This is a genomic window from Streptomyces telluris (genome assembly GCF_024519335.1).
Taxonomy (GTDB): domain Bacteria; phylum Actinomycetota; class Actinomycetes; order Streptomycetales; family Streptomycetaceae; genus Streptomyces; species Streptomyces telluris.
The window spans coordinates 217,526-236,547 of the sequence record NZ_JANIID010000006.1 but is presented as its reverse complement, the minus strand read 5'-3'; the positions used below and the strand labels follow the sequence as shown (position 1 = coordinate 236,547).

15 protein-coding genes and 1 pseudogene are annotated in these 19,022 nt (G+C 71.0%); 5 read left to right on the top strand and 11 right to left on the bottom strand.

Translation table 11 applies throughout. The features are described from left to right. Positions 1 to 6: 6 nt before the first annotated feature. Genes NQU55_RS09735 through NQU55_RS09725 form a run of 3 tightly spaced genes read right to left on the bottom strand, consistent with a single transcriptional unit; the run spans position 7 to position 4,642 of the window. Positions 7 to 810 (bottom strand): HAD family hydrolase, encoded by an 804-nt coding sequence (locus tag NQU55_RS09735; protein WP_168091360.1) that lies wholly within the window; start codon positions 808 to 810, stop codon positions 7 to 9. After that, the gene (locus NQU55_RS09730) at positions 807 to 3,479 is read right to left on the bottom strand and encodes a phosphoribosyltransferase (RefSeq protein WP_168091359.1); all 2,673 of its coding nucleotides are present in this window, start codon (positions 3,477 to 3,479) and stop codon (positions 807 to 809) included. Before NQU55_RS09730 ends, NQU55_RS09735 begins: the two co-directional genes overlap by 4 nt. Beyond that, entirely contained in the window at positions 3,476 to 4,642 is a 1,167-nt protein-coding gene (locus tag NQU55_RS09725) for an HpcH/HpaI aldolase/citrate lyase family protein (protein WP_168091358.1), read from the bottom strand. The genes NQU55_RS09730 and NQU55_RS09725 overlap by 4 nt, the downstream gene beginning before the upstream one ends. 242 nt (positions 4,643 to 4,884) lie before the next feature. Between NQU55_RS09725 and NQU55_RS09720 the strand changes: the two genes are divergently transcribed. Further along, positions 4,885 to 5,865 carry a TerD family protein gene (locus NQU55_RS09720; RefSeq protein ID WP_168091357.1) on the top strand — a complete coding sequence of 327 codons (981 nt, stop codon included), beginning with the start codon at positions 4,885 to 4,887 and terminating at the stop codon, positions 5,863 to 5,865. Between the two features lie 164 nt (positions 5,866 to 6,029). On the opposite strand, the gene NQU55_RS09715 is transcribed toward NQU55_RS09720, so the two are convergent. The 6 genes from NQU55_RS09715 to NQU55_RS09690 all read right to left on the bottom strand — a co-directional run bounded on the left by NQU55_RS09715 (position 6,030) and on the right by NQU55_RS09690 (position 10,561). Continuing rightward, positions 6,030 to 6,773, bottom strand: coding sequence for a TerD family protein (locus tag NQU55_RS09715; RefSeq protein ID WP_168091356.1), 744 nt, complete (start codon positions 6,771 to 6,773; stop codon positions 6,030 to 6,032). A 144-nt stretch (positions 6,774 to 6,917) separates the two neighbouring features. Continuing rightward, on the bottom strand, positions 6,918 to 8,078 hold the full coding sequence (locus NQU55_RS09710) for a DUF475 domain-containing protein (protein ID WP_168091355.1): 1,161 nt from the start codon (positions 8,076 to 8,078) through the stop codon (positions 6,918 to 6,920). Between the two features lie 49 nt (positions 8,079 to 8,127). Beyond that, positions 8,128 to 8,703 (bottom strand): TerD family protein, encoded by a 576-nt coding sequence (locus NQU55_RS09705; RefSeq protein ID WP_168091354.1) that lies wholly within the window; start codon positions 8,701 to 8,703, stop codon positions 8,128 to 8,130. 117 nt (positions 8,704 to 8,820) lie between these two features. Beyond that, a complete protein-coding gene (locus tag NQU55_RS09700; RefSeq protein ID WP_168091353.1) occupies positions 8,821 to 9,396 on the bottom strand; it encodes a TerD family protein in 576 nt (191 codons plus the stop codon). Between the two features lie 120 nt (positions 9,397 to 9,516). Next, complete coding sequence (locus NQU55_RS09695; RefSeq protein ID WP_058044592.1) at positions 9,517 to 9,975, bottom strand: peroxiredoxin; 459 nt, start codon at positions 9,973 to 9,975, stop codon at positions 9,517 to 9,519. Positions 9,976 to 10,138: 163 nt separating this feature from the next. Then, positions 10,139 to 10,561, bottom strand: a complete 423-nt coding sequence (locus tag NQU55_RS09690; protein WP_116211480.1) for a DUF3052 domain-containing protein — start codon at positions 10,559 to 10,561, stop codon at positions 10,139 to 10,141. Positions 10,562 to 11,038: 477 nt separating this feature from the next. On the opposite strand from NQU55_RS09690, the gene aceE reads away from it, so the two are divergent. Further along, positions 11,039 to 13,771 (top strand): pyruvate dehydrogenase (acetyl-transferring), homodimeric type, encoded by a 2,733-nt coding sequence (gene aceE, locus NQU55_RS09685; protein ID WP_256790254.1) that lies wholly within the window; start codon positions 11,039 to 11,041, stop codon positions 13,769 to 13,771. A gap of 77 nt (positions 13,772 to 13,848) precedes the next feature. Here aceE and NQU55_RS09680 read toward each other — a convergent pair whose 3' ends face one another. Further along, a complete protein-coding gene (locus NQU55_RS09680) occupies positions 13,849 to 14,232 on the bottom strand; it encodes a peptidase inhibitor family I36 protein (protein WP_168094604.1) in 384 nt (127 codons plus the stop codon). A gap of 99 nt (positions 14,233 to 14,331) precedes the next feature. Next, positions 14,332 to 15,940: pseudogene (locus NQU55_RS09675) on the bottom strand (MFS transporter); the annotation flags it as partial. Positions 15,941 to 16,054: 114 nt separating this feature from the next. On the opposite strand from NQU55_RS09675, the gene NQU55_RS09670 reads away from it, so the two are divergent. From NQU55_RS09670 to NQU55_RS09660, 3 genes are all read left to right on the top strand, one after another. Next, positions 16,055 to 16,717 (top strand): TetR/AcrR family transcriptional regulator, encoded by a 663-nt coding sequence (locus tag NQU55_RS09670; RefSeq protein ID WP_168094606.1) that lies wholly within the window; start codon positions 16,055 to 16,057, stop codon positions 16,715 to 16,717. 98 nt (positions 16,718 to 16,815) lie between these two features. Continuing rightward, a complete protein-coding gene (locus NQU55_RS09665; protein WP_256790252.1) occupies positions 16,816 to 18,036 on the top strand; it encodes an alpha/beta hydrolase in 1,221 nt (406 codons plus the stop codon). 115 nt (positions 18,037 to 18,151) lie between these two features. Continuing rightward, positions 18,152 to 19,012 carry a DUF4429 domain-containing protein gene (locus NQU55_RS09660; protein WP_168094607.1) on the top strand — a complete coding sequence of 287 codons (861 nt, stop codon included), beginning with the start codon at positions 18,152 to 18,154 and terminating at the stop codon, positions 19,010 to 19,012. Positions 19,013 to 19,022 lie beyond the last annotated feature (10 nt).

Below are 19,022 nucleotides of genomic sequence, written 5' to 3'. Positions count from 1 at the left end.
ACGAGCCTACGCCGCCGCGCCCGTGAAAGCCCGCAGGATCTCCTCACCGGCGGCCACGCCGCGCGTCTCCAGGGCGGTGACGTGCGGGGCGGACCAGCCGGAGTCGGCGAGTTCGCCGTGGCCGGGCCGCCAGCCGCGGCCGGCGGCCAGCAGCAGGTCGGCGTCGAGCAGGGAGTCCCCCGCGGCCAGCACCTCGGAGGCGCCCGCGCGCCGCGCGACCTCGGCGACCGCGGCGCTCTTGGTGAGCGGCCGGGGCACGGCGTAGAGCTTGCGGCCCTGCAGGGACACGCTCCAGCCGCGGGCGCCGGCCCACTCGGTGAGCTCCGCGACCCACTCGCCGGGCAGCAGGGAGCGGTCCACGACGAGGTAGGCGAACAGGTCCTCCGCGGTGCGCTCCTTGAGCAGCCACGCCGGGTCGGCGGTCCGCACCAGGTGCGCGCGCACCTCGGCGAGCGTGGCGCACTCGGCGCCGATCCGCCGCTCCACCCCGGCCCGCCAGCCGCGGTCGGACTCGCCGTCGACGAGCAACTCCCCGCCGTTGGCGCAGATCGCGTACGCGGGGGGACGGCCGGGCAGGCTGATCCGCCCGTACTGCTCGCGCGTCCGGGTGGTCGTGGGCACGAACACGGCCGCGGCGGTCAGCTCCGCGAGCACGGCGGCCGCGGTCTCGGTCATGTACGACAGCGGCTTGCGGTCGTAGACCTCGACGCACAGGAGCCGGGGCGCCGAGGCGTCGGGCCCGGCGAGGTCGAGCGCCGCGGCCGAATAGATGAGGGTGCGGTCGAGATCGCTGGCGACGACGACGGTCACTTGGCCACCGCCTTGCCGTCGGCGCCGGTCGCGCCACGGGTGTAGCGGGGGTGGATGAGGCCGACGCAGCTGTACGGCAGCCCGTCCACCTCCTCCACGGGCACGCCCCGCTGCTCGGCGAGCAGCCGCACGTGCGCCAGGTCCTCTCCGGTCCCGCGCTGCGCGAGGATCTTCCACGGGACGCGGCGCAGCAGCACGCGGGTGGTCTCCCCCACCCCCGGCTTGACGAGGTTGACGTCGTGGATGCCGTACTCCTCGCTGATCCGCTCCACGGCGGCCCAGCCGTCCCAGGTGGGCGTCCGGTCGGCGGCGGCGAGCTCCTTGGCGTCCCGCGCCACGTCCTCCTCCACCTCGCCGAAGCGGGCGGTGACGGCGTCGAGGAAGGCCCGGGACACGTCGGCCCCGGCGAGCTCGGCGTAGAACTTGGCGCCGTGGAAGTCTTCGGGCCCCACCAGATCGGAACGCAGCACGGTACGCGAAACGAGCCCGGAAACCGTGGAGTTGAGACAGGCCGACGGAATCAGGAAATCGTCTCGCGTCCCGTAGGTGTCCACGCACCGCCCCGGGTCGGCCAGCACGGCGATCCGCGGGTCGAACCCCTCGAACTCCTCCAGCGCCTCGGCCAGTTCGCGGGTGATGGCGCCCTTGCCCGTCCAGCCGTCCACGAAGACGACGTCACGGGGGTCGTGGTGCTCGGCCAGCCAGCGCAGGGCGACACGGTCGATGCCGCGCCCCCGCACGATGGAGACGGCGTAGTGCGGCAGGTCCAGACCGTGCGCGTGCCGCGCCCAGCGGCGCATCAGCACCCCCACGGGCGTCCCGGCCCGGGCCAGCGAGACGAGCACCGGCCGCGGCGAACGCTCGGCGAGCACCAGCTCGGTGACGGCCCCCACGGCACGGGCCATGCGCCCCGCCGACGCGTCCAGGGCGGCGTGGAAGAGCGCCTGGTACTGCTCGCTCGGCTGGTACTCGACGGGCAGCGACTCGGCGTAGTGCGCACCGCCGCTCTGTATCGCCTCCTCGCGCTCCTCGGTGGGCGCCTCCAGCTCGACACCGGAAAGGTCCTGCAGCAGCCAGCCGACGTCCTCCGGCTCGTAGGAGGAGAAGGCGGGGCCTCTGAGCGGTTCGGGCATGGAGGAAACGACCTCGGGAACGTAGGAGGGAACGACGGCCAGCAGCACCTGGCCGGTATGCGGGGCGACCGCGTCGAGCAGGCCGCCCGGAGCGTGCAGTCCGGCGGTGTCGCCGCGGGAGTCGACGACGACCACCACGACGTCGAAGCCGGCGCCCGCCACGTTGTACGCGTAGCGGTCGCCCGGGCCGTCGTCCGGGGCGTCGTGCGCCGGGAAGGTGATCCGCGAACGGATCGCGTAGCCCGGGTCGTCCACCGGCAGCACCGGCGACCTGGTGGTCGTGGAGAAGAGGACTTCGGCGCCGTCGAGGACCTCGTCCAGGGCGGCGGCGAGGCGCAGGGGGGTGTACATCAACTCCTCGTTGCCGAGGACGAGGATGCGCCGCGAGGTGCGATCACCGTGGTCGTCTGCGGGCCGTGTTGTGCCCACCCGTGCCGCCCCAGCGGCACGATTGCCCACAACACTTGTGTCTGCGGGACGATTGCCCACAGCCGCGCAGAGGAGGCTTGCAATCCTGCCCGCCATCTCGGGAAGCGCAGCCTCCAGCTTTGCCCTGTGCTCCGGGGTGAAGCCGTGGCGGCCGCCGTCAGGGACTCCGGCAGGCCAGGGGAGGTCGATGCGGGAGGTGGTGGGGGCGCAGGGGCGGGGGTCCGGGGCGCTGACGTGTATTTGCGGGTCCGGTGCGGAAGAGGGCGAGGCCGCGTCGCCGGGAACGGGCCCGTAAATATACGGCCCCGGACCCCCGCCCCGGAGCCCCCGCCGCCGGACCCCGGACGCACCCGCACCCGCACCCACACCCACAGACGCAGACGCAGCCGCCTCCTGCTCCGCCACCAGCACCTGCCCCCGCTCCAGCACCCCCTCCGGCAACCCCACCGTCCCCGAGGCGAGCGCGATCAGATCGACCCGCGCCCCCAGCTCCTCGGCAAAGGCCTCCAACCGCGCCCGGTCCCCCTCCGACCGCATGTCGACCAGCGCGACCACGACATACCGCCCCCGCGGGAACCGCGCGTGCAACGCCGCGATCGTGTTCAGAACCGTCCGCCCCGTGGAGAACTCGTCGTCGACGAGCACGAGAGGCCCGTCCCCCTCCAGCAGCCCCGGATCCTCCGGCAGCAGCAGGTGCGACGTGGCGTGGCTGTGCTCCTCCTCGAAGCCGCCGACCGGCGCGACCCCCGCCACGGCCCGCCGCGTCGAGTGCAGATACGGGGCGAGCCCCAGACCGTCTGCAACGGCGTGCCCCAGCCCCGTGGCGGTCTCGGCGTATCCCAGGACGACGGCCCGCGCCGCCTCCTCCTCGCCCAGCAGGGCCCGCACCCGCCGCCCGAGCCCGGCACCGGACTCGTACACCGCCGCCGGTGCCGCCGGCACGTGCTTGCCGAGCACGTTCGACACGAGCAGGTGCGCCCGCTTCGGGTTCCGCCTCAGCGCCAGCCCCAGGAGCTCCGGCAGCCGGGCGTCACCGTCGAGGGAAACACCGAGCCGCTCGGCGACCCACTGCCCGGACCACACCTCACCACCCGCGCCGCCGCTCACGCGCCCGCTCCCACACTCGCCGCCAGCAGCTCCACAAAGCTCACGTCCTCCCGTGCGACGCCGAACACCTCGGCGCGCAGCATGATCCGCTCGGCCCAGGCCCGGTGCGGCTTCACTTCGTTCATCTTGTTCGTGTAGGCGGACCGCAGCACGCCGCCGCCGTCCTGCTCCGGCCGCAGGATGTCCTGCGCGTCGCTGAACTCTTCGTGACTGACGACGGACAGGGCGTGCACGGGCGCGACGTGCGAGGGATGGATGCAGGTCTTGCCCTGGAGCCCGTTCGCCCGGTCGAGCTGGATCTCGCGCAGGAGCCCGTCCATGTCGTGCTGGATGAGGGCGGTGCGCAGCTCCTCCGCGGGCCCGGCGAAGGGCGTGCGCCGCAGCTGGGGCTTGAACATCCGCTCGTGCTGTCTGAAGTACTCCCATACGGGACCGGTGATGGTGAACCCGGTGCCGTCGGCCCGCCCGAGCACGTTGACGACGTCGGCGATCACCGAGGCGACGAGCTGGACGTCGTAGGCGGTCATGTCGGGCGCCCGGCGCAGCCCGTACGCGGAGCAGAAGTCGGTGACGCCGAGCCGCAGGGCGAGCACCCGGTCGCGGTACTTCTCGACGGTGCGGGCGATGCCGGCGAGGGCCTCGCGGCGCGTCTCCAGGTGCAGCAGCTCGGGCGATTCCAGGACGGGCATGGCGAAGAGCCGCCGCCCGCACTCCGCTTCGGCCTCGGTGAGCGCTTCCAGGAAGGGCACGCCCCGCTCCTCGGTGAACTTCGGCAGGACGAAGCCGGAGAGCAGCCGGACGGCGGGCCCGAGCCGCCGTGCGAGGTCGGTGATCTGGGCGGGCTCGCGCACGCGGATGAAGAGCAGGGGCACGGGGCCGCCGGCGGCGTCCATCGCGGTGAACTGCCGGACGAGGTTCTCCTCGGCGGCGACGACGTCGTGGTCGCCTATGGAGTCCTCCAGGCAGAGGACCATGGACACGACGCCGCGCCCGGTCTGCTTGGCGATGTCGGCGGCGAGGGTCAGCCGTGTGGCGGGGCTGTAGAGCGTGGCGCCGAGGGCGATGGAGAGCGTGCGGGCCGGGGAGCCGGCGTCGAAGGCGACCGGCTCCCGGTGGAACAGTCCATTCCGCACTGAGGGCGCAAGGTGTTCGAAATGCCTCATTACTCTCCCCGTGTGCCACGACCTCCCACCGGCTCGTCCGGGCAGAAGTGTGGCCGATTATCGTACGTCCAGCGACGGGTCAAGAGTTCCCCAAGTGCATGAAAATCTGGGGCCCCGTATGGGTCCCCGAAGTGTCGGCGCGGGGAGCCGGCGAGGGCGCCGTGTGCCGGTTTCGTGATCGTCGCCACCGCTGCCGCCCCCTGCGTTGTCCCCCGCAGCCGCGGGAGGGCAGGATTGCGGACATGACGCACGCCATGCTGAAGGGGTCGAACATCCCGCTGGACGCCCGCGCCGTGCGGGCCGTACTGCGCTGGACCCCCGGCCCGGGCGTCCCGGACGTGGATGCCTCCGCCCTGCTCGTGGGCGAGGAGGGCCGCGTCCGCTCGGACGAGGACTTCGTCTTCTACAACCAGCCCCGCCACCCCTCCGGCGCCGTCCGCCACCTGCCGAAGAAACGGCTGGTCGAAGGCTTGACGGACGCGATCGAGACCGACCTGACCGCGCTGGAGCCGTCGGTGCAGCGGGTCGTGCTGGCCGCCTCGGCGGACGGCGGCGACTTCGGCGGGGTCCGGGACCTGTGCGTCCTGGTCTACGACGCGGCGGCGGTCCCCCCGGGGCAGACCGGGGAGCCGCTCGCGCTGTTCGAGGTCCGTCCGGAGACGGGCTCCGAGACCGCGATGATCTGCGGGGAGCTCTACCGGCGCGGGGACGGCTGGAAGTTCCGGGCGCTGGGGCAGGGCTACGCGTCGGGGCTGGTCGGACTGGCCACGGAGTTCGGGATCTCGGTCGACGAGTCCGAGGAAGCGGGAAGCGGCGACGGGGGCGCGCCCACGGGGGCGCCCGAGGTCGCGCCGCCCCCCGCGCCGACGGGCGGAATGACGCCCGCACCGGCGCCCGTGCCCACGCCCGCCCCCGCGCCCGAGCCGGAGCGCGCGCCCGAGCCGGAGCGCGCGCCCGAGCCGGCGCCGGCGCCGCAGGCACACCCTCAGCCGCAGCCGCAGGCACACCCGCAGCCGGGGTACGGGTATCCGCCGCCGCCCGCGATGCCGCCGGTGGCCCCGGCGGCATCCGTGGCACCGCCGCAGCCGGCGTACGGCTACCCGCAGCAGCCCGCGCCCTCGGCGGGCGCGCCGTCCTACGGGTATCCGCCGCCGTACCGACCGGTGCCGGACCCGGCCTTCCGGCTGCCGCCGCAGGGTCCGCAGTTCCTGCCGAACCGCTGACCCGCACGGGAACCGCCGACCGCGGGGAGCCGCCGACCGCAGCACCGTCCCGGGGCTCCGCCCCGGACCCCGGTCCTCAAGCGCCGGACGGCTGAGGATGGAGAGTGACCGCCTTCGTCAGAGCACGAGGCACCCGCATCGGCCCGGGGCCCTGCGAAGGCCCTTCACACCTTCGTCTTGTACCCCCGCCCCCACTGCAGCCCCCACCCGTACAGCCGGTCCAGCTCCGCCTGGAAGCCGTACACGTACTTCATCTCGCGCCGCAGGATGATCTCGCCCTTGACGTTCTCCAGCATCACCACGGCACACGACCGCGCCTCCGGCGCGCGCTCCTCCAGGGCGATCTCGATCCGGGGGCCGTTGCCCGGGTAGAGCGTGACCGTGGCGTGCGTACGGTCGAACGCCGGGGTGCCGTCGTAGATGTAGACGAAGATCAGCAGTCGCTTGATCTCGGCGCGGTGGTCCATGTTGATGTAGATCGTCTCGCCGGACCCGGAGCCGAACCTGTCGTCGCCGCTCAGCTGGACGTACGGCGGGCTGTTGATGCTGCCCAGTATGTTCCCCAGGGGCTGCACCACGCCTTTGGCGCCGTCCTGGAGCTCGTACATGCAGGCGAGGTCGAGGTCGACGTTCACCATGGCGGGGCCCTGCGCCTGCACCATCTCGGGCCGGAACTTCCGCATGGGGTGCCGCAGACCCTGGATGCGGCCGGTCCGGTCGCCGAAGTCCGAGGTGCGCATCCGCCACGAGAGGTTGACCCGGAGATTGCCGGTGACCGCTCCCTGCTTGCTGAGCGAGAACGAGGGATGACGCTTGGTCAGCTCGACGGCGCCGTGCGCACCGCCGAAGTCGAGCTGCTGGGCAGCCGTACGCCCCCAGTTGCCGAAGAACCTGTCCCGGAACGTCATAGGAACCCCACCCCTTTTTTGCACATTCCCGCTCAACTGCCGCGGGGCGGCCGTGAGGTGAGCCTCACGACCGCCCCGCTGAGAGCGTTCCTCAAATGTGCCAGGGTCACACCCCGGAAGGGGTCACACCCTGGAAAGGGTGGGTCACACCCCGGAAGCGACTTCCGACTTGGCGCCGGAGTCGCTGCCCTCCGCCGCCGCCTTGCGGTTGCGCATCACGGAGGACAGGAACGACAGCCCGATGAGGGCCACGCCGATGAGGCCGGTAATGACCTCGGGGATCTCGTGCTTGATGCTGATCATCAGGATGACGGCGAGGGCACCGATGGCGTAGTGCGCGCCGTGCTCGAGATAGACGTAGTCGTCCAGGGTCCCCTTGCGGACGAGGAAGACCGTCAGCGACCGGATGTACATGGCGCCGATACCGAGGCCGATGGCCATCACGAAGATGTCGTTGGTGATGGCGAAGGCGCCGATGACACCGTCGAAGGAGAAGGACGCGTCGATGACCTCGAGGTAGAGGAACATGAAGAAGGCGGCCTTGCCGGCGAGGCCGACGACCGAGCCGTTGCCCTGCTTCGCGGCGGGCGCCGTGTCCTTCGCGGCCTCGCCCTCGCTCTCCTCGTCGTCCTCCTCGTCCTCTTCCAGGCGGCTCTCGAAGAAGTCGGAGATTCCGCCGACGACGAGATAGGTCACCAGACCGCCGATTCCGGCGAGCAGGACCGTGGTGGCCTTGTCGATCGTGCCCTCGCCGTCGTGCACCGGGACGGCGGTGGCGAAGGTGGTGGCGGCGATCAGGAGCACGACCAGGGAGACCACGATGGAGAGGGTCTCCAGCTTGCCGATCTTGGCGAGCGGCCTCTCCAGCCAGCCGAGCCACTTGATGTCCCGGTCCTCGAAGATAAAGTCCAGGAAGATCATCAGCAGGAACATGCCACCGAACGCGGCAATGGCCGGGTGGGCGCTGGTGACCAGCGCCTCGTACCGGTCGTGATCCTGAATGGCGACCTTGACCGCTTCGATCGGCCCCAGCTGGGCGGTGACGGCGACGATGACGACCGGGAACACCAGCCTCATGCCGAAGACGGCGATGAGGATGCCCAGGGTCAGGAACATCTTCTGCCAGAACGGGTTCATCTTCCGGAGGATTCCGGCATTGATGACCGCATTGTCGAACGATACGGAGACCTCGAGGACGGACAGTATCGCGACGATCGCGAGCCCCTGCCACCCCCAGAGGACACCGGCCAAGGCCAGTCCGGCCGCCGTGATGGCGAACGACCAACCAAAGGTTTTCAGGAGCACTGGCTACCCAATCCTTCGTTATGGGGTTTCCCCCGCGCCGTGCGCGGCTTTACGAAACGTTGACCCCGAAGTCTAGGGCGATGCCGCGCAGGCCCGACGCGTACCCCTGACCCACCGCCCGGAACTTCCATTCCCCGCCGTACCGGTAGACCTCGCCGAAGATCATCGCGGTTTCGCTGGAGGCGTCCTCGCTGAGGTCGTAGCGGGCGAGCTCGGTTCCGTCGGCCTGGTTGACGACGCGGATGTAGGCGTTGCTGACCTGGCCGAAGCTCTGGCCACGGGCATCGGCGTCGTGAATGCTGACCGGAAAGACGATCTTGTCGCAGGCGGCCGGGACCTTGGAGAGGTCGACCAGGATCGTCTCGTCGTCGCCGTCACCCTCACCGGTGAGATTGTCGCCGGTGTGTTCGACGGAGCCCTCGGGGCTCTTGAGGTTGTTGTAGAAGACGAAGTACTCGTCGCCGAGCACGCGGCCCGTGGCGCACAGCAGGGCGCTGGCGTCGAGGTCGAAGGGGGCTCCGGTGGTGGAGCGCGCGTCCCAGCCGAGACCGACGGTCACATTGGTGAGGTTGGGTGCGGCCTTGGAGAGGGAGACATTGCCTCCCTTGGCGAGCGTGACGCCCATGATCTTGTTTCCTCCCCGGTCGAGATGCGGCGCCCTCGGGCAGCGGGGGCACCGTGCACGTCCGGCGCCGCACTCCCGGGAACGGGGGTGCGGCGCCGGACGCGGATGGCCTGTCGCTCAGACGTTGACGCCGAAGTCCTGGGCGATGCCGCGCAGGCCCGAGGCGTAGCCCTGGCCGATGGCGCGGAACTTCCACTCCGCGCCGTGGCGGTAGAGCTCGCCGAAGACCATGGCGGTCTCGGTCGAGGCGTCCTCGCTGAGGTCGTAGCGGGCGAGCTCGGCGTTGTCGGCCTGGTTCACCACGCGGATGTAGGCGTTGCGGACCTGGCCGAAGCTCTGCTGGCGCGACTCGGCCTCGTAGATCGAGACCGGGAACACGATCTTGGCGACATCGGCGGGCACGCCGGCCAGGTTGACCTTGATGACCTCGTCGTCGCCCTCGCCCTCACCGGTGAGGTTGTCACCCTGGTGCTCGACGGAGCCCTCGGGGCTCTTGAGGTTGTTGAAGAAGACGAAGTTCTGGTCGTTGGCGACCTTCCCCTGGTCGTTCGTCAGCAGTGCGCTGGCGTCCAGGTCGAAGTCCGTACCGGTGGTGGTACGGGCGTCCCAGCCGAGACCGACGATGACCGCGGTCAGGTTCGGGGCCGCCTTGGTCAGCGAGACGTTGCCGCCCTTGCTGAGACTGACTCCCACGAGTCCTCCATTGGTTCGAGTTCGAGGGGGTAGGTCTCCACCTGCGCCCCCGGTGTGCGATGGCATCCGGTCAACGTGTGGATCCTAGTGACCGGTTCCCACCGATTACATACTTCTTGCTCAGAGAGCTGCGAGCGCCTTGGTGTACTCGTCCAGGTCACGCGCGTCGGGCAGGCCGTTGACGACGGTCCAGCGCACCACGCCCTCCTTGTCGATGATGAAGGTGCCGCGCACCGCGCAGCCCTTCTCCTCGTCGAAGACACCGTAGGCGCGGCTGACGTCGCCGTGCGGCCAGAAGTCGGAGAGCAGCGGGTAGGTGAGGCCCTCCTGCTCGGCGAAGACGCGCAGCGAGAACGGTGCGTCGTTGGAGACGGCGAGCAGCTGGACGTCGTCGTTGACGAACTTCGGCAGCTCGTCGCGCAGGGCGCACAGCTCGCCGGTGCACACGCCGGTGAAGGCGAAGGGGTAGAAGAGCAGGACGACGTTCTTCTCACCGCGGTAGTCGGAGAGCCGGACGGTCTCGCCGTGCTGGTTCCGCAGCGCGAAGTCCGGAGCCTTGGTGCCGACCTCGATCGCCATGTTCGAAATCCTTCTTCTCGGCAGGGCCGGCCCGGGAGGCCGTGCCCGGCCCCGGCCACCGGCGGGTAGGCCGTCAGTGTGTCACTGCGCACTCCGGAGGACGCACCGAGCCCCCCGGCAGCGTGCTGCCGGGGGGCTCGGTGCGTCTGCCGGGGCGCCTGGGCTAGCGCTTGGGGGCGACCATGCGGGTGCCGGTCCAGTCCTTGGCCACGCTGATGCTCTTGGTCTGACTCAGGCCGGCGGTCTGCGACGCCTCGTTGATGTCGCTCGGCTCGATGTAGCCGTCACGGCCGGTCTTCGGGGTCATCAGCCAGATGTCCCCGCCGTCCTCGAGCATGCCGATGGCGTCCACGAGCGCGTCCGTCAGGTCGCCGTCCTCGTCACGGAACCACAGGACGACGGCGTCGGCCACGTCGTCGTAGTCCTCGTCGACGAGGTCCTGGCCGGTGATCTCCTCAATGGCCTCGCGGAGCTCCTGATCGACATCGTCGTCGTAGCCGATCTCCTGGACCACCTGTCCGGGCTGGAAACCCAGCCTGGCGGCAGGGTTGGTCCGCTCCTCCGCGTGGTCCGCGGTCGCGCTCACGGATTGCCTCCTGTCATCTTTCGAGAAAGTGTCTTGTGTTCCTCGCATACGCGAGGCATTGGCGGTAGTCCACACGTGACGGACGGATCGCGCAAGTACCCGGCCATCGGGACCGCCGGAACGTTGACGGACGCGGACGTCCTGTGGCAACTCCAACCCTGAGGCAGGAGGGGAAAGTGATTCACAACACAGAACTTCACCCCTTTTGCGAAGTTACTCCATGTGATGACGGCCGCCGACCCCGAACAGCCGTACACGGAGGACCCTCTTTGGGGGCGTAAGGTTGCGATTTGGCCGCCCCGGGCGACCGACAAACGCTGCTTCGTCTCACCAGTGGTGGTTACCGCCCAGTAGAGATGACGTTTCCGCCGCCGCGGTCCACGATGGGACCGGCGCGACATAAGCAGAGCCATATTTGACCGCGTGCGCAGCAACATCGCGTGCAGAGCACGACAGACCGAACAGCGAAGGAACAGCGTGGCTTCCGGATCCGATCGCAACCCGATCATCATTGGCGGCCTTCCCAGCCAGGTCCCGGACTTCGATCCCGAAGAGACCCAGGAGTGGCTCGACTCGCTCGACGCAGCCGTCGATGAGCGAGGCCGGGAACGTGCCCGCTACCTCATGCTTCGCCTGATCGAGCGCGCACGCGAGAAGCGCGTCGCGGTGCCCGAGATGCGCAGCACGGACTACGTCAACACGATCGCGACCAAGGACGAGCCGTTCTTCCCCGGTAACGAGGAGATCGAGCGCAAGATCCTCAACGCGACCCGCTGGAACGCGGCCGTGATGGTCTCCCGCGCCCAGCGCCCCGGCATCGGCGTCGGCGGCCACATCGCCACCTTCGCCTCCTCCGCCTCGCTGTACGACGTGGGCTTCAACCACTTCTTCCGCGGCAAGGACGAGGGCGACGGCGGCGACCAGATCTTCTTCCAGGGCCACGCCTCCCCGGGCATCTACGCCCGCGCGTTCCTCCTGGACCGGCTCTCCGAGCGGAACCTGGACTCCTTCCGCCAGGAGAAGTCCAAGGCCCCCTACGGCCTCTCCAGCTACCCGCACCCGCGCCTCATGCCGGACTTCTGGGAGTTCCCGACCGTCTCGATGGGCCTCGGCCCGCTCGGTGCGATCTACCAGGCCCGCATGAACCGCTACATGGAGGCGCGCGGCATCGCCGACACCTCCAAGTCCCACGTGTGGGCGTTCCTCGGCGACGGCGAGATGGACGAGCCGGAGTCGCTCGGCCAGCTGTCCATCGCCGCCCGTGAGGGCCTGGACAACCTGACCTTCGTCGTCAACTGCAACCTGCAGCGCCTCGACGGCCCGGTCCGCGGCAACGGCAAGGTCATGCAGGAGCTGGAGTCGCAGTTCCGCGGCGCCGGCTGGAACGTGATCAAGCTGGTCTGGGACCGCTCCTGGGACCCGCTGCTGGCCCAGGACCGCGACGGCATCCTGGTCAACAAGCTCAACAGCACCCCGGACGGGCAGTTCCAGACGTACGCCACCGAGACCGGTGCGTACATCCGCGACCACTTCTTCGGCGACGACCACCGTCTCCGCAAGATGGTCGAGAACATGACCGACGACCAGATCCTGCACCTGGGCCGCGGCGGTCACGACCACAAGAAGATCTACGCGGCGTACGCGGCGGCCAAGGCCCACAAGGGCCAGCCGACCGTGATCCTCGCGCAGACGGTCAAGGGCTGGACCCTCGGTCCGAACTTCGAGGGCCGCAACGCGACCCACCAGATGAAGAAGCTCACGGTCGAGGACCTCAAGCGCTTCCGCGACCGCCTCCACATCCCGATCGCCGACAAGGAGCTGGAGTCCGGCCTGCCGCCGTACTACCACCCGGGTCGCGACTCGGAGGAGATCCAGTACATGCACGACCGCCGCAACTCGCTCGGCGGCTACGTGCCGACCCGTGTCGACCGGTCGAAGCCGCTGGCCCTCCCGGAGGACAAGGTCTACGCGAGCGCCAAGAAGGGCTCCGGCCAGCAGTCGATCGCCACCACCATGGCGTTCGTCCGCATCCTGAAGGACCTCATGCGGGACAAGGAGATCGGCAAGCGCTTCGTGCTGATCGCCCCCGACGAGTACCGCACCTTCGGCATGGACGCGTTCTTCCCGTCGGCCAAGATCTACAACCCGCTCGGCCAGCAGTACGAGTCCGTGGACCGCGAGCTGCTGCTCGCGTACAAGGAGTCGCCGACCGGCCAGATGCTGCACGACGGCATCTCCGAGGCGGGCTGCACGGCCTCGCTGATCGCGGCGGGCTCCGCCTACGCGACGCACGGCGAGCCGCTGATCCCGGTCTACGTCTTCTACTCGATGTTCGGCTTCCAGCGCACGGGCGACCAGTTCTGGCAGATGGCCGACCAGCTGTCGCGCGGCTTCGTGCTCGGCGCCACGGCCGGTCGCACCACCCTGACCGGTGAGGGCCTGCAGCACGCCGACGGCCACTCGCAGCTGCTGGCGTCCACCAACCCGGGCGTCGTCTCCTACGACCCCGCGTTCGGCTTCGAGATGGCGCACATCGTCAAGGACGGTCTGCGCCGGATGTACGGCGAGAACGCCGAGGACGTCTTCTACTACCTGACCGTCTACAACGAGCCGATCCAGCACCCGGCCGAGCCGGCGGACGTGGACGCCGAGGGCATCCTCAAGGGTCTGTACCGCTTCGCGCAGGGCGAGAAGGGCGCGATCCCGGCCCAGATCCTCGCCTCCGGTGTCGCGGTGCCGTGGGCGATCGAGGCCCAGAAGATCCTCGCCGAGGAGTGGGACGTCAAGGCGGACGTCTGGTCGGCGACCTCCTGGAACGAGCTGCGCAAGGACGCCATCGAGGCGGAGGAGCACAACCTCCTGCACCCGGAGGAGGACCTGCGCGTGCCGTACGTCACGCAGAAGCTCCAGGGCGCCGAGGGCCCGTTCGTGGCCGTGTCCGACTGGATGCGGGCCGTTCCGGACCAGATCTCGCGCTGGGTGCCGGGTGCGTACCAGTCGCTGGGCGCCGACGGTTTCGGCTTCGCCGACACCCGTGGTGCGGCCCGCCGCTTCTTCCACATCGACGCCCAGTCGATCGTCCTGGCCGTGCTCACCGAGCTCGCCAAGCAGGGGAAGGTGGACCGCTCCGCGCTGAAGCAGGCGGTGGACCGCTACCAGCTGCTGGACGTCACGGCGGCCGACCCGGGCGCCGCGGGCGGCGACGCGTAAGCAGTCACCCCGATTCACTGCCGGTGCCCCCGGACCAGCGTTCGCTGGTCCGGGGGCACCGGCGGTTTGCGTTGCGGTCAGTGCTCCCAGACCTTGTACGCCCGGACGACGTACGGGCTCTCCGGGACCCACGTCCCCGACGGGTACGTGTTGAACTCGCCCGTCTCCGCGCAGGTGGCGCTCTGGTACGTGGTGACCGGGCGCCCCGTGCGATTGGCCAGCGAGACCGCGCTGACGCCCGCCGGTAAGGCCACGCAGTCCTCGATGCCGATGTCGGCGAGCTCGCTCGTGCTGCGCGTCCCGCGGAAGTCGCCCTTCGTCCACAGGCACAGCTGCCCGGCGGCGCAGGCACCGAGCCGCCCCTTGCCGGCCGTGCCCGCGGCGCCCGCGGTGGGCGCGCAGAACAGGGCCAGCGCGGCGGCCGCGGCCGTGACGGCTGCGGCGGTGCGGATCGTACGCATGAGGATCACTCCCTGTGTCGGCGATGTTGCATTCCGCATCCTGACGGGAGTGACTCCGGCTGCCAAGAGGGCCCCGCGGTGCGGGGCCCTGATAGGGGAAGCGGTCCGGACGGGCTCAGATGTGGGCCGCTCCGGCGGCGGCCTCGGGGTGGGATCCGCGCTTGGTGAACAGGGCGACCGCGGCGGCGACGGCCGCGACGACGCCGGCGACGGTGAAGGACAGGCTCATCCCTGACACGAAAGTGTCATGCGCGACGCCCGTGATCTTCCCGGCCACCTCCGGCGGCGCCCCCGGCGGCACCGGCGGCACGCCGACGGCCACGGCGTCGGCCGCCTGCGCCATCTCCTCCGGCCTGCCCGGGGGCAGCCCCGCGCCGGCCCACTTGCCGGGCAGGAGGCTGTCGACCCGGGCGGCCATCACGGCGCCCAGCACGGCCGTCCCGAGCGAGCCGCCCACCTGCATGGCGGCCTGCTGCAGGCCGCCCGCGACGCCCGCGTGCTCCAGCGGGGCGTTGCCGACGATGACCTCGGTCGCGCCGACGATGACCGGGGCCAGGCCGAGGCCGAAGAGGGCGAACCACACCGACATCACGCCCGTGCCGGAGCCGGGCTCCAGCCGGGACATGCCGAAGCACGCGACGGTGGTCAGCAGCATGCCGGCGACCAGCGGGATCCGGGGCCCCAGCCGGGTGATGATCGCGCCGGCGGCCGGCGAGGCGACGATCATCATGCCGGTCAGCGGCAGCAGGTGCAGGCCCGAGTCGACCGGGCTCATGCCGTGCACGTTCTGCAGGTAGAAGGTGACGAAGAACAGCCCGCCGATGAAGGCGAAGGCCATCAGCAGCATCAGGGCCGTGCCCGCGCTCAGCGGCACGGAGCGGAAGAGGCCCAGCGGCAGCAGCGGCTCCCGGGCCTTGGTCTCCCACAGGACGAACAGGACGAGGGCCAGGGCCGCCCCGCCCAGGAACAGCAGGGTCTTGCCGTCCCCCCAGCTCCAGTCCCGGGCCTTGATCAGCGCCCAGACGAGGCAGAACATCCCGGCCGAGAGCAGGCCGATGCCGGGGAGGTCGAAGGAGCGCGGGGCGTGGTCGGACCGGTGGTCCTTGAGGATCACCAGGCCCAGGGCGAGCGCGAGGGCGCCGACCGGCACGTTGATGAAGAAGACGGACTGCCAGTTGACGTGCTCGACGAGGACGCCGCCGAGGATCGGGCCGCCGGCGGTCGAGACGCCGATCACCATGCCCCAGATGCCGACGGCCATGTTGAGCTTCTCGGCCGGGAAGGTGGCGCGCAGCAGGCCGAGCGCGGCCGGCATCAGCAGCGCCCCGCACAGGCCCTGGAGGACCCGGAAGACGACGACCGCCGACACGCTGCCGGAGAGCGCGATGGCTCCGGAGGCGACGGCGAAGCCGGTGGTACCTATGAGGAAGGTCAGCCGGTGACCGAAGCGGTCACCCAGCTTGCCCGCGGTGATCAGCGCGACCGCGAGGGCGAGGAGGTAGCTGTTGGTTATCCACTGGACATCGGCGAGCGAGGCGTGGAGGTCATCCCGGATGACGGGATTCGCGACGGCGACGATCGTGCCGTCGAGCGCGACCATCATCACGCCTATCGCCACGGAGAAGAGGGTCAGCCAGGGGTGGCCGCGGAGCCCCTTGCGGGGCCCGAGGTCCGGCTGCGCCTCGGCGACAGCGGTCTGAGACGTCATGGGGAGAATTATGTCAGTGCCTGCCAATTGGCTGTCGACCGCATCCGCTGACGCCTGTCACTTTCCTGCGCGGCTATCCTGAGCAGCACAAACGTGGCGGAGGAGAGACGAGCGATGCCGGCGATCGAGGACTCGGCGGCCCGTACGGCGCCGCCGTCCGGCCTGCGCGAGCGGAAGAAGCGGCGCACGCGGGACACCCTCATCCGGTCCGCCCTGGAGCTGTTCTCCCTCAAGGGTTACGAGCGCACCACCGTCGACGAGATCGCCGAGGCCGCGGAGGTCTCCCAGCGCACCTTCTTCCGCTACTTCGCGAACAAGGAAGAGGTCGCGCTGGCCATGCAGACCTCCGTGGACGCCCTCTTCCTGGCCACGCTGCGCTCCCGCCCGGCGGCCGAGGCGCCGCTGCCCGCGCTGCGCGGCGCCGTGCTCGACACCTGGGAGGGCGCGGGCGAGGTCATCGAGTCGGTCGTGCCGCTCGAACTGCACATGCGCACCTACCGGATGATCGAGTCGACGCCCCAGCTGCTGGCGGCGCGGCTGCGGAAGCTCTCCGAGGTGGAGGAGCAGCTGACCCGCGAGATCGCCCGGCGCGAGGGCCTGGACCTGGGCGCCGACCCACGGCCGCACGTGCTCGTGGCGGCGTTCGGCGGGGTGATGCGCGTCACCGCCAGGATCTGGGGCGAGCGCGGCGAGGGCGGCCTGGAGGATCTCCGGCTGCTCACCGTGGCCTATCTGGACCAGCTGGGTCCGGCTTTGGCCGGAAACTGGCGCGCCTGATCGAGAAACCCACGCATGTGCCCAATTACCCCCACTCAAACGTGAGATAGCTCACGGACTTCGCAGTCGCCGCCGCGTTTCTCCTACTGTGTTTCGCGGTGACTTCCTTCCCGGAGCTCGGCTCCCCCTCCTCCGTACCCTGGACGACCACGGCGACCGTGTGGCGCGCACTGCTCGCCCTGGCCGTGGTGTTCGTGATGCTCGGGACGACCGGCTGGACGGCCGTCAGAAGCCACAAGGCGGCCGGGGACGCCCGTACGGTCTCGCTCAGCGCCTGGCTGCACGGCTCCATAGCCGGCAGACCGCTGCCGGCCCCGGGGACGGCCCCCGGCGCCGTGGCCCGCTTCTTCGCCTCCCTCACCGGCGCCCAGCAGGCCCGGCTCGCCGACGACCACCCCTTCGTCGTCGGCAACCTCAACGGCGCCCCGGCCGCCCTGCGCTACCGCGCCAACCGCACCGCCCTCGACCGGGCGCGCGCCGTCGAGAAGCGCCGCAGCCACGCGAGCGGCCTCAGCCCGGTGGGCCGCCAGGAGGCCGTGCGCCGCATGCACCGCTTCGAGTCGCTGCGCGAGGACGGGCGGCAGATCCTCGCCTTCGACCCCACCGGCGCCGGCCGGGTCGCGGAGGTCATCGGCGACCTCGACCGGGCCGAGCGGGTCTCCGTCGTCGTCCCCGGAGTCGACACCAACCTGCTGACGTTCGAGAAGTCCCAGCGGGCCTACAGCGCCCCCGTGGGCATGGCCCGCTCCCTCTACGCCGCCGAGCGCAAGACGGCCCCCCGCATCCGTACGGCCGTCATCGCCTGGGCCGACTACACCTCGCCCGCCGGGGTGGGCATGGACGCCGCCACCGGCAAGCTCGCCGCCGAGGGCGCCCTGCGGCTGCGCGCCGCCGTGCGGGCGCTGCCCGGCACCTCGCGGGTCTCCCTCTTCTGCCACAGCTACGGCTCGGTGGTGTGCGGCGTCGCCGCGCGCGAGTTGCCCTCCCGGGTCACCGACGTCGCGGTGGCCGGCAGCCCCGGGATGCGTGCCGAGCACGTCTCCGAGCTGCGGACCAGCGCCCGGATATGGGCCATGCGCGACCCGGACGACTGGATCCAGGGCGTTCCCCACCTGGAGGTCGGCGGCCTCGGCCACGGCGCCGACCCCGTCTCGCAGTCCTTCGGGGCGCGGGTGCTGTCGGCGCGCGGCGCGGAGGGCCACGCCGGCTACTTCGAGCCCGGCACGACGAGCCTCGCCAACTTCGCCGGCATCGGCGTCGGCGCCCCGGCGACGATCTCCTGCGCGGACGCGGACGCCTCCTGCACCGAAGGCGCATAGCGGTACGAGCCGGGCCGGGCCGCACGACGGGCGGGAGCGCGCGGGCGGACGACGCGCGTAGCTCCCCGCTCCCCGCAGGGGGGACGCGCGAGCGGGCGGCGCATACGATGACGGCATGGGTGATGTGCTGACGGGTTTCCACACCGTCTGGGAGTTCGACACCGACTCCGTGCTCATCCGCTTCGAACGGGGGATCCGCACACCGAAGCTGCTCCAGGCGCTCGGTGAACGACGCATCCCCTACGAGGCGCTCGCGGCCGTCGAGCAGGCCCCGGGGAAGCGCGGGACGGTGGTGCTGCGTGCGGTCCCGAGACCGGGCGCCGATCCGCTGATGGACGTCGCCGACGGCCAGCTCAAGGAGGGCAGCGACCCCTACCGGCTGGTGCTGCCCGCCGAGCGCGACGCCCTCGCCGAGTACTACGCCGACGAGATACGGGCCGCGCTGGGCCCGGACGCGGCCGTGCCCGCCCAGCGCCCCCTGGTCGCGGCCCCCACTCCCCCGGCGTCCTTCAAGGCCTACGACGGCAAGGCCTCCTTCGACGGCGCCTCCGTCGCCTTCCGGTGGTTCTGGACCGGCGCGTCCTCCGCCAAGTGGAAGGCCGGCGACCAGCGGTTCGCCGTCGAGGAGCTCTCGGGCGTCCAGTGGCGCTCCCCCGAGATCGCCGGCGGCTATCTGCGGCTCGTGCCCCGCGGCGCCGAGGACGGGCCGCCGGGCCAGGCCGACCAGGATCCGGCGGCCGTCGTCTTCGGCATGGGCTACGGCCTCATCCACGAGTCGCTGCCGTTCGCCGCGGCCGTCCTGCAGGCCGTGCGGGCCTCCTCCCCGGCCTCGCCGGGCGCGCGCGTCCCGGCCGCCCGGCCCGACCCGGGCGGCATCGCCGACCGCATCCGCCACCTGGGCGCGCTGCACGACGCGGGGCTGCTCACGGACGACGAGTTCAGCGCGAAGAAGGCCCAGCTGCTCGCCGAGCTGTGACCCTCCGCCA

Coding starts and splice junctions, on each gene's coding strand:
- NQU55_RS09725 (WP_168091358.1), bottom strand. CDS start 4,642: ATGAGGCATTTCGAACACCTTGCGCCCTCAGTGCGGAATGGACTGTTC.
- NQU55_RS09720 (WP_168091357.1), top strand. CDS start 4,885: ATGACGCACGCCATGCTGAAGGGGTCGAACATCCCGCTGGACGCCCGC.
- NQU55_RS09715 (WP_168091356.1), bottom strand. CDS start 6,773: ATGACGTTCCGGGACAGGTTCTTCGGCAACTGGGGGCGTACGGCTGCC.
- NQU55_RS09705 (WP_168091354.1), bottom strand. CDS start 8,703: ATGGGCGTCACGCTCGCCAAGGGAGGCAATGTCTCCCTCTCCAAGGCC.
- NQU55_RS09695 (WP_058044592.1), bottom strand. CDS start 9,975: ATGGCGATCGAGGTCGGCACCAAGGCTCCGGACTTCGCGCTGCGGAAC.
- NQU55_RS09680 (WP_168094604.1), bottom strand. CDS start 14,232: ATGCGTACGATCCGCACCGCCGCAGCCGTCACGGCCGCGGCCGCCGCG.
- NQU55_RS09670 (WP_168094606.1), top strand. CDS start 16,055: ATGCCGGCGATCGAGGACTCGGCGGCCCGTACGGCGCCGCCGTCCGGC.
- NQU55_RS09660 (WP_168094607.1), top strand. CDS start 18,152: ATGGGTGATGTGCTGACGGGTTTCCACACCGTCTGGGAGTTCGACACC.